This window comes from Treponema sp., from assembly GCF_017430385.1.
Classification (GTDB): Bacteria; Spirochaetota; Spirochaetia; order Treponematales; family Treponemataceae; genus Treponema_D.
The window spans coordinates 1-10,471 of record NZ_JAFRNB010000049.1 but is presented as its reverse complement, the minus strand read 5'-3'; the positions used below and the strand labels follow the sequence as shown (position 1 = coordinate 10,471).

The 10,471-nt window shown below is 40.8% G+C and carries 12 protein-coding genes and 1 pseudogene; all 13 read left to right on the top strand.

The features are described from left to right. Positions 1-1,123 (top strand): NADase-type glycan-binding domain-containing protein (locus tag IJJ71_RS03635; RefSeq protein WP_296845372.1); only part of this gene is annotated, 1,123 nt, incomplete at its 5' end. A 35-nt stretch (positions 1,124-1,158) separates the two neighbouring features. Then, positions 1,159-1,971: a VanW family protein gene (locus IJJ71_RS03630; RefSeq protein WP_296845371.1), complete on the top strand. Its 813-nt coding sequence runs from the start codon at positions 1,159-1,161 to the stop codon at positions 1,969-1,971. A gap of 348 nt (positions 1,972-2,319) precedes the next feature. Next, positions 2,320-3,297, top strand: a complete 978-nt coding sequence (locus IJJ71_RS03625; protein ID WP_296845370.1) for an NADase-type glycan-binding domain-containing protein — start codon at positions 2,320-2,322, stop codon at positions 3,295-3,297. After that, the gene (locus IJJ71_RS03620; protein ID WP_296845369.1) at positions 3,294-4,028 is read left to right on the top strand and encodes a formylglycine-generating enzyme family protein; all 735 of its coding nucleotides are present in this window, start codon (positions 3,294-3,296) and stop codon (positions 4,026-4,028) included. The genes IJJ71_RS03625 and IJJ71_RS03620 overlap by 4 nt, the downstream gene beginning before the upstream one ends. 103 nt (positions 4,029-4,131) lie before the next feature. Next, the gene (locus IJJ71_RS03615; RefSeq protein WP_296845368.1) at positions 4,132-4,539 is read left to right on the top strand and encodes a hypothetical protein; all 408 of its coding nucleotides are present in this window, start codon (positions 4,132-4,134) and stop codon (positions 4,537-4,539) included. Between the two features lie 38 nt (positions 4,540-4,577). Continuing rightward, a complete protein-coding gene (locus tag IJJ71_RS03610; RefSeq protein WP_296845367.1) occupies positions 4,578-6,128 on the top strand; it encodes a hypothetical protein in 1,551 nt (516 codons plus the stop codon). Positions 6,129-6,138: 10 nt separating this feature from the next. Next, a complete protein-coding gene (locus IJJ71_RS03605) occupies positions 6,139-7,281 on the top strand; it encodes an NADase-type glycan-binding domain-containing protein (RefSeq protein WP_296845366.1) in 1,143 nt (380 codons plus the stop codon). 29 nt (positions 7,282-7,310) lie between these two features. Beyond that, positions 7,311-7,511 (top strand): hypothetical protein, encoded by a 201-nt coding sequence (locus IJJ71_RS03600; protein WP_296845365.1) that lies wholly within the window; start codon positions 7,311-7,313, stop codon positions 7,509-7,511. Between the two features lie 108 nt (positions 7,512-7,619). Beyond that, a complete protein-coding gene (locus IJJ71_RS03595; protein ID WP_296845363.1) occupies positions 7,620-8,120 on the top strand; it encodes a hypothetical protein in 501 nt (166 codons plus the stop codon). A 125-nt stretch (positions 8,121-8,245) separates the two neighbouring features. Beyond that, positions 8,246-9,022, top strand: a complete 777-nt coding sequence (locus IJJ71_RS03590; RefSeq protein ID WP_296845362.1) for an SH3 domain-containing protein — start codon at positions 8,246-8,248, stop codon at positions 9,020-9,022. Between the two features lie 2 nt (positions 9,023-9,024). Next, positions 9,025-9,522, top strand: coding sequence for an acyltransferase (locus tag IJJ71_RS03585; protein ID WP_296845361.1), 498 nt, complete (start codon positions 9,025-9,027; stop codon positions 9,520-9,522). Positions 9,523-9,614: 92 nt separating this feature from the next. Further along, entirely contained in the window at positions 9,615-9,848 is a 234-nt protein-coding gene (locus tag IJJ71_RS03580) for an OadG family protein (RefSeq protein WP_296845360.1), read from the top strand. A gap of 28 nt (positions 9,849-9,876) precedes the next feature. Continuing rightward, positions 9,877-10,471: pseudogene (locus tag IJJ71_RS03575) on the top strand (sodium-extruding oxaloacetate decarboxylase subunit alpha); the annotation flags it as partial.

Below are 10,471 nucleotides of genomic sequence, written 5' to 3'. Positions count from 1 at the left end.
TGCAAAAAAAAGCGTTGTTGATTCCATAAAGGAAAAGGCCGCCGTGTGGTTCATGGCTCAGACCGACAAAGCTGAGGTAAAATCAGTTGTCGCAACCAGCGAACTTGTTGAGGCTCAGTTTGACGGAAAATATCTTTATCCGCCGATCAACATCCTCGACGGAGACTTCAATTCAACATGGTGCGAGGCCGACCAGAATGGAAGCGGAATCGGTGAGTCTATAACAGTTGAGTTCAGCGAGCCTGTTAGCTTTGACGAGATTCAGCTTGTGAACGGATTTGCCTCAAAGGACTACTACAAGAAAAACAACCGTGTTAAGTCAATCGTCCTTACTCAGGTAGCGAAGCGTCACTTCCAGCAGAAGGAATACACTCTTCTCGATGACAAACCGACCTGGCAGTCAATCAATTTTGCCCTTCCTCAGACAGCCCAGACAATCACAATCAAAATCACAGATGTCTACAGAGGCTCTAAATACGACGACACATGTCTGTGTGACATCCGCCTTTTGTACAAGGGCAAGGTTATTCCATTCAGCGGGGTGGCGGAACTTAAGAAGGTTCAGGAAGAGAATTCCAAACTTATGCTCAAGAGCAACAAGGCTGATTTTGAAACGCAGTTCTTCGCTTTATTTTATGGCGGAACCAGAATGTACCTTAAGTCGCAGATAGATGATTCTGCAATCGTAATCACAAGGAACGGTTCATCTTATATTGAGAATGTTGAGGAAGCGGCCGGAAAGTATATCAAAAATGGCTCAAAAGCTGAGATTATCAGGCAGATAAAAAATACTGGATATGCTTATAATGAATATCGAAGTGGTGAAAAAGACGATTTTTATCTCACAGTAGAAAATGACGACTATACAAACTGGTTTAACAACAGAATTGCCGAAAAATCTGATGAAGAATACATTCTTATCGGCTGGGAGGGTTATGGCTGGAGAAGAAGATGGAGCCTCGGCAATTTTAGGATTATAGAAACAGATACTGTTGATTATGTCGAAACGACAACGGCTACAATCATAAAAATCGAAGGAAACACAATCTATTGGAACGGCGTTCCATACACAGTCCTTACAGAAAAACAGGTTTATGATTGTCGTTTCTATGACGGACCGTAGTTTTGTACCGTTTCGTTCCTCAAAAAAAGCGTTCTGTGCTTCGTGTAAAATTGGGAGTGGCGGCTTATTGCTTGCTCCGTTATTTTGCATGGATTAGGTACAGGCGTTTTTTTGTCTCATCAAAAAAACTTTCTCAAGATGAACTTTTAAAAGGCTTTAAATACACGGCTTTTGAACATTCCGTTCCGCTCAGGCGAAATCTTTCCGAGGCAGACACAGCCTTGCAGGAAGGAAAAATCGCGAACCTTGAGATTGCAGTCAAAAAAGTCAGCGGAATCAAGCTCGAAAGCGGAAAAACCTTCTCTTACTGGCGGCTGATTGGAAATCCCACTGCTAAAAAAGGCTACAAAAAGGGCATGATGCTCGTGAACGGACATCCTACAGCTGCAATCGGAGGGGGCTTGTGCGCTCTCTCGAATCTCATTTACTGGATGACCCTTCACACTCCGCTCACGGTGGCAGAACGGTTCCGTCACAGCTATGATGTTTTCCCTGACTCAAACAGAACCCAGCCTTTCGGAAGCGGGGCGACTTGCGTTTACAATTACCGCGACCTTATGATTCAAAACAAAACGACCGACACTTATGCCCTTAAAATCTGGATTGACCACGAAAAAGGCCTCTTGTGCGGAAAATGGCTCAAAGATTCCCCTGTGACCGACAGCTACGAGGTCTATCAGAAAGAGCACTGGATTACAAGTGAAATCGGTGGCGTGTATGTAAGGCACAACACAATCTGGCGCAAGCATTTTTGCGAAAAACAGTTTTTGGACGACGAATATGTGACCGAAAATCACGCGATTATGATGTACGAGTCGCTTCTGGAGAGCCGGGAGAAGACAAAATGAAAAACGAAACCGGAAAGATGCGATTGGCGAAGGTTGTTATGGTTGTAAGCATGACGAAAGCGGTTTTTATGCCTTCGATGCGAACAATGAAGAATTCTGTCTTATAACGGCTGACCATACTAAACAGAAAAAGAAGTCTGGGATAGCGGAAATCAATAATCGATTCCAAAGTTGACAAAGTACCAAACGGAATGTATATTAAGAGAAACGGGGACGCAATGCAGACGAGCGACCGCCTCCGTAGCTTAGATGATAAGCCCGTCCGAAGTTGGTAGCTAAGGGGCGGGCTTTTTTATTTCGGGAAATTTTCGTAAAGACTGAAATCGTGTCGTGTGATAGAATGATGTAATGAAAAAAATCTTCTATATACCAGTGCTTTTGCTTGGAATGGGCTTGGTTTCAAATATTGGCTTTGCCGAGGACTTTTCCAAAAGCGATTATTTGTATTTCAGCATTTCATGGGCTTCAAATAATATCGTTACGCCCGAAACAATTTATTTTGTCGGAACGGAAGAAAATGTTTATGACGAACTTCCGCGAAGCAGGTTTCACTTGGACAAAGACGGCTGGTTTTATTATTCGGACGCTTATCAAAAAAATCTTCTGATTTTGGGTTATCCGTCTGTGAATTTTAATCTTGGTGATTCTAATTCCTGGAAAACAAGTGAATACGAAAAAGAAAAAGGCATTTTTTACAGCTCAAATTTTGGGGCAAGCTACACCGCGACGAGCGAGCTGAAAGAAAACACGAAAGCTGGTGCGGTGGTCTATAAGGCGGAGAATCTTGGAAAATTCGCTTATGCTTCGCAAAGCCATTATTCGCCGTTCGCTTGGAATTATGACGGAAAACCGTGGGTTGAAGGCGTGAAAGGCGATGGCATCGGCGAGAAACTCACGATTCGCACAAAAGAGCAGTTCCATTCTCTGATAATTCTTAACGGCTATGTCTGCCCGAATAAGACCAACCTGTACAAAAAGAATTCCCGTGTCAAAGCATTTGCCGTGAAAGATTTGGACAACAATCAGGAATATATTTTCAATCTTGAAGATGTCGTTGAGTTCCAGAGTTTCTACTTCAGAAAAAAAACAAAAAACATCGAGCTGACAATCAAGGAAGTCTACAAAGGCGAAAAATGGGACGATACCTGCATTACGGCTCTTATTCCTGCCAACATTTATTCATTCGGCGATGAGGACAAATCCCAGCCGTTCGAGCAAAGCTACACCTACAAGCGTGATAAAAACGAGGTTTTTGAAAACATAGAGCAAATCAAAAAATCTTACGAGCGGATTAGTCATGAAAATGATTCGGGAGATGGAAAATGAAAATAAAATCTTTTTTCGTATTGCTGATATTTCTCTCAGGCTTGGCGTTTGCGAATGAAATCGAAAATTTTAGGAAGCAGATGCGTGACATTCCGGGAACGAATTATCAGATGTCGAGCACGGAGATAACCCAAAAACTTTTTGAAGAAGTGACCGGTGAAAATCCAAGCGATCACAAAAATCCGAATTATCCTGTTGAGAATGTAAGTTATTATGATGTGATTTATTTTTGCAACAAACTGAGTGTTTTGATGGGCTATGAGCCTGTTTATGTTATAGCAGGTGAAACTGATATTTTAATGGCGTATCGGCCTTTTTATAATTTTAAAATTGATTATGAAATTAAAATGAATGAGGATGCAGACGGATTTAGAATCCCGACCATGGCCGAATGGCAGTATGCGGCAAAGGGCGGTGAAAATTATAAATATCCGGGAAGCGATAATATAGATGACATTGCCATTGTAGAGCCTTATGATCCGGAAGAATCTCATGAGTATGAAGTCGCGCAAAAAAAGCCGAATGGTTACGGACTTTACGATATGAGCGGAAATGTTTCTGAATGGGTAATGGATGTTTATGAGGAAGAACTGAACTATACTTGCGGTGCATGTTTTGCTTCGGGTTACAGCGAGGGTTTTGAAATAACTGACTGGGGCTATGGCAGCAGAAGGTACGGCAGAGGTGACATTGGAATTCGTTTGCTGCGAATTAAGGCGAAGGGAAAGTGACGCAAATAAAAATGTGCAAAGGATTGTAGCCGCGCCGAAGGCGTTCCGAAGTAGAGCTGAGGAATGGAGCGCGTAAGACGCGGAACGGCGGAAAGCCTGGTTTTTGGCATGGACGCTTTTAGCGGCTGTGCCAAAAATGCACCAAAAAAATAAAAAGAGAAAAAATATGAAAATTTATTTGTTAGAAAAAGATGTAGATAATTTTAGAAGTTGTTTTATAAAGGAGACGAAATTATCGGAGGATGATTTAGATAATTTTTCGAGCGGGGAACCTTTGGATTTTAATGAAGACTGTATTACTTTCAGGCTAGACGAAAAGAAATGTCTTAAAACAGGAGATGTGTTTACTTGCTGGGATTTTGTGGGCTTTTTGATTAATGAAAGGACGAGCGAACTTTTTTCTAAAAATGAAAAAATTAATGCGCAGTTTGTAAAATTTCAGGATGATATTATTCTGTTTAATAATCTCAAGGGCTTTTTGTTCAAAGAAGTCTGGGATAGCGGAAACTAGGCAGCACCGCTAACGCTGAGTTTTTAAAGGATTAATATATGACCAAAATAACCAAAACTTCCCTTCTAAAATATCTTCTCCCCATCGTGTTCTTTGCCTGCGTGTTCAGCGTTCGGCTTTCTATGCTTCAGAAATCCAGCGAGCCGAACGGGCTTGACGGATATTTTTACGCGCTGCAGGCCCGCTCTTTTGTGGAGACCGGGCATCTTGAAAATCCGAGCCATGAGCCGGGCTATTATCTGTGCGGAATCTGCTCGCTTTTTACGAAAAATCCGATTCTTGGCGTTAAGGTCTGGTCGGCTCTTTCTTCGGCTCTCTCATCGCTTGCGGTTTTTCTGATTCTTTTTGCACTTTCGGCTCAGATTTTGCTTTCTCTTCTCGGATTTCTTTTGAGTGCGGCTTCTCCTTCCTTTTCTTCGATGTCGCTCAATTTCATCAACAATCAGACTGGAATCTGCTTCCTTCTTTTTTACGCTTTTTTCCTTGTTCGAGCATTAAAATCGTGGCACAAAAAATCCTCGCCCAAAACGCTGATTCTTCATATTCTTCCGTGTGTTGCATTCTTCGTTCTTTCTGTAATCAGCCATAAAGTGACGATGATTTTTGCCTTTGCCCTCACTTTTGCCATTTTTCTTCTATATACACTGCGTTTTGCAAGGAAAATCTGGGGCAGGCTCGGAAAGCCTTTGAGAATCTTTTTTGTCGCTTTGATTCTTCTTGCGGCGACGGTGGTCTTTGTCGCAGGAATTTTATTTTTCAGCCGTCATGCACCACGCTTTATGAACGCATTTTCTCTCCCTTCTTTCACAAATCACAATTCGATTGACCGTTCCGTAACAAAATTCGGCTCGGCGGAAATCGCTTTTTATGCGTTGGCCTTGTATTGCGTTTCGGTCATTGCGCTTTTCAAAAAATCGCCTCACAGAAATCTTCTGCTTCTGGTTCCTTTTTTGTATTTCCCGTTCTGGAATCTTGAAAGCGACATGGCCGTTCGGATTTTAATGAGTTCAGTTCCGCTCGGAATCCCGCTTTTCTTGTATGAGGTGCATCTTCTCTTCCCAGAAAACGCATTCCCAAAAGTCAGAAAAATCGCGTGCAGCCTTTTGTGCCTTTCTTTGCTCGCTTGTCTTTTTTTCACCCCAAGAGTTTACAATCCCAAAAAAGACCCGCCGTATTCGTATTACAAAAAAGTCGTCTCAAAAATCCAGCTTCCGTCCGACACGCTTTTAATCGCACATCTGGGCTTGAATCATGTCTACACATATTACAACGGACTAAAAGATGCCCTGAACTGGCTCCCCGATTTTGAGATTGCCCCAGAAAAGACCTGGCGGCTTTCTTACGGAGTTAATTCTTCATATTTAGAGAGTTTTTTTGAGGAGCACGCACTTTCGGATGAACTCTCGGATAAAATCCCGGAGAATTACGCGGATTTAATCGAGCCGATTGATTCAAAATACACTCTTCTGCGAGAAGATTTGTGGCAGTTCTACCTTTCACACGAAGATGCTGAAATCGCCGAAACCTACAAAAACTGGTACAATCCCCATGAAGTCCGCCCGAGCTATATTCGAAAAGTGAAAAAATAGGAGCTTTAAGATGAAAAAGATATTTTTTGCAATAATGATGTTTGTGTCATTCCAGATTTTTGCCGAGAGAATTCTTTCTGACTGCGCATATATTCGGTCGGCAGAGGCGAGCAGCACGCTTTCTGAGTGGCTTTCGGGCAAAGAAGTTGTGTATGATGCGCTTAATGCTTTTGATAATGATACGGAAACCGTCTGGGTTGAGAATGCAGATGATTCTGGAATCGATGAAAGACTGACTGTTGTTTTTTATGAGCCGATTAAAATTGACGAAATTCAAATCATAAACGGTTTTGCTCACAAGGATTATTACAAAAAGAATAACCGCGTAAAAACTTTGAACATTGGATTTCTTTATACTGATGCAGGTTATGTGAGAGAATATACTCTGAAAGATAATTGCGAGGATTTCCAATCGATTTATCTTGATGAAACCTTTACCGTTGATGCTCTTGTTTTTACGATTCAGGATGTTTACAGGGGAACAAAATACAATGACACTTGCATTGATGAAATCAGATTTTATTATAGTGGAAGAAATATTGACATTAAAAATGTTAAAACCTTGAAGCAGGCAAAAAAAGATGCAAAAGCAAAAGCTTCAAAAAATCTGGATGAAGATTCAGCTCTTTACAAAAAATTATACAAAAGATCAGATCGTTATTATCAGACCAAAGATGGAAAATATAATGGTAAAGCATTTCTTGTTCCGCTCAATTCTGGTGATGTAAAAGGTTATGCCGTTATATTTGATGGTCGTAAAGTAGGTTTTTATGACTGTTGGTTTAGAAGTGTTGATAATTATAAAAAAACATGGGAAAACGAGCATTTATGGCAATGGAAAGAAAATCCCAATATAAACATCTATGATTATTCTTTTATTGTAGACATTGGATACAGGTATATGGATCACAGAGAATTTAGTTTTGATTCAAGTACAAACAGTGTCATAACTGAGCAAGGAACTGTTCAGTATGGTCCAGACGGTTTTGGCGGCGGTTATGAATATCGAAATTATCTGGTTGATGTAGATCCAAATTCAACCTATGAGCCATTCAGTTCAGTTTCAGAGCCGAATTATCGCATTGATGTAAACGGAAATCAATATCTTCTTGTTGACCCTGAATGTCTTTTTGTAGATTTCTGGGAACCGTAAGCGTTAAGATTGTATGTGGAAAAAAAACTATGAAATCAAAATATGAACATGAGCATTTCGCGGTTTTTCAAGGAAATCTGTTTTCTTCAGACACCTGGAAAGGATATATCGAATTACACACTAAAAGCAAACGAATTGCCAAAAAATATGATTTTATAGAAGAAAACGGAGCTTTTCACAAATTTGTATCGCCTTATGAATTGGCGGAATCGGGCAGGGAGAGAACATGACTGAATTGCAGAAAATATTTATAAAAGCCGTTGAAGAAGATTACGGAATCCAGCTTTGAAATAAAAGGCCGTTTCCCCAGAAACAAAAATCTGTGCTAGAATAAAATCATGGAAGTCTTAAATACAGGAAAAACTGTTTATGTAAAAAACAATGGTTTGACGATTGAGTTGTATCAGCCGGATTATACAAGAAAAGATTTAATAACTGTTGCTTGTGTCGGGGATTTGCGGGATAAACAAATTTCATCTGCATGGAGTATTGAGCCTGAAATACTAGAAAGCCAGAAGTTCTTGTCAATGATTGAGTTAAAAAAGCATATTGAAGAAAATCATTTGAAAGAATGTGCGGACTTTTTTAATGCGGAAATCTCTTTGTATACCAGCGACTATGTTTTTTATGAATACAAATTGAAGAAGCTAAAAAAAGAAAAAGGCAGGAAAAGAAACGATTGGCTGATAGAATTTGGGTATAAATGCGAGCGAAAAGACAAAGGAGTTTTTTATCATATTGTATATATGCTTCCGGACGGTAAAATCATCATCGAAAGTTCTAATACTCATTTTTATAAAGTGAAAGGCTTTGTTGAATATTCCCCAAGTGATTTATAGGTCAACTGTCGAGTTTTTGCAAATTGACGGATATTGCAGAAAAAGCACTGCATATAAATCCGATAGAAAGAAATATTGCGTTCAGTTATAATCAGTAAAAAATGTTGCTCTAACCGGAGTTTAGGATGAGAAAAATCTTTTTGTGTGTTTTATTTTGTTTGATTTCGACATTCGCGTTCTCTGCGGATATTTATTGCGTTCTTAACGATGATAATGTTCGTGTCAGGACTTTGCCTTCGACGGGTGCTGATTCAAAAGTCATTGCGAAAGTCAGTAAGAATCAGAAGTTTAAAGTCATAGCCTTTCTTGATAAAAATGTTCGGCTAGATAATTCATGGGACAAATGGTACAAGATTTGGCTTGATGAATCAAAAGTGCAGTTCGGATGGATTTTCGGAAAATATTTGGATATAGCCGAAAAGGACAGCGTTGATTGTCTTCGGGAGGAGCAGGAGTTTTTTGACGAGATTCTGAATTATAATTTGACTGCGGCGACTCCATTCCATGCGATGCCTACACAAGAATCTGTCGCGGCGTTTACAAAAGGGAAAACTCCTGTGCGAAATGACAAAGTGTATATGAAAAATTGTGATGATGAGGCCCATCCTATTGAAATTGACCACTTTGTTTATGCTTTTGATGGCGGGGAGCATAAAGTCAGGGGCGGATATTGGGTTTCTACAAAAATTACTAAAAGTGTTCCGAACGCTTTCGGTGTTAAAATCGGAATGACACTGGATGAATTGAAAGCCTCTTTTGAACGAGAGCTGAATCATTCAGAATATTACGAAAACCTTTATTCTTTTTCGTGTGTTTATGATGTTTTTTCTGATATTGGCTTTCATTTTGAAAACGGAAAGCTTAAAGAAATCGGAATTAGTACTGACGCTTTGGGAAACTGATTATGCTTGTAACTTTGCGAAGATTTTTGTTCAATCCTTTCGTTGATATTTTGCCGTCATCGTGCTTTGGGTGGCGGCGGCTGATTCTTAGGCTCATGGGTGTCTCGGTCGCAAAATCTGCGCGCGTGAATGCAGGATTCAGAATTTATGGCTCAGGGCGCTTATATATAGAAGAAAATGTGTGGATTGGGCGTAACTGCCATTTTTACACAATCGGTTCCTCAAAAATCACTCTAGGAAAATCCTCTGAAATCGGGCCGGAATGCAGCTTCAACTGTCAGACTCACAAAATCGGGACGAGTGAGGACAGGGCGGGTGAGTGCATAATCCACGACATTTCCGTTGGCGAAGGCTGCTGGCTTGGAATGCGGTGCACGCTCTTGTGCGAGAAAATCGGCCGCGGATGTGTAATCGGAGCCGGGGCAGTCGTGCTTAATAATATAGAAGAAAATTCACTCGCAGCCGGCGTTCCCGCCAAAGAAAAACGGAAACTTTTGTAAATTCACCTTTAGTCACATTGAGTAAATCTCGAATATCTTTTATAATTTTATCCAAATTCATCTTTTACGAATTCATATCCTATGGAGGAATTATGACAATCGCTGAAATGCTTAACCAGAGTATTATCCTTACTCTGCTTGGTATGTGTGTTGTTTTCAGCTTCCTCGTTATCATGATTGTCTGCATGAACGGTCTTCGTATTTTCGTTCATGCTGCAGGTCTTGATAAAGAAGAGCCGAAGGCAGATGTTCCGTCAGCAGCACCAACTGTTGACCAAAATGCAATCGTTGCCGCTATCGCAACTGCTTTGCACGAAAAAAATTAGTACCGGGCCGGTATAAAGGAGAACTTAAATGGCTAAGAAAATTGGTATTTCTGAACTTGTTTTGCGTGATGCTACACAGTCACTTCACGCTACTCGTATGACTTTGGCAGATATGCTGCCAATCGCTCCAAAAATTGACAAAATCGGTTACTGGGCCGCAGAGGCTTGGGGTGGAGCTACTTACGATTCTTGTATCCGCTTCCTTAACGAAGATCCATGGGAGCGCCTCCGCAAATTGCACGCCGCAATGCCAAACACAAAAATCATGATGCTTCTTCGTGGTCAGAACCTCCTTGGTTACCGCCACTATGCAGACGACGTTGTTGATAAGTTCGTCGAGTACGCATCAAAGAACGGCGTTGATGTATTCCGAATTTTCGATGCTTGTAATGACCCGCGCAACCTTGAGCGCGCTACAAAAGCAGCTAAAGCTACTGGCAAACATGTTCAGATGGCTATTTCATACGCTACAACTCCATATCACACAAAAGAAATCTACGCTGACTTGGCAAAAACATACGCTGACTTCGGTGCAGACTCTATCTGTATCAAAGATATGTCAGGTTTGCTCAAACCATTTGAGGCTTATGATCTCGTAAAAGCAATCAAATCAAAGGTAGACC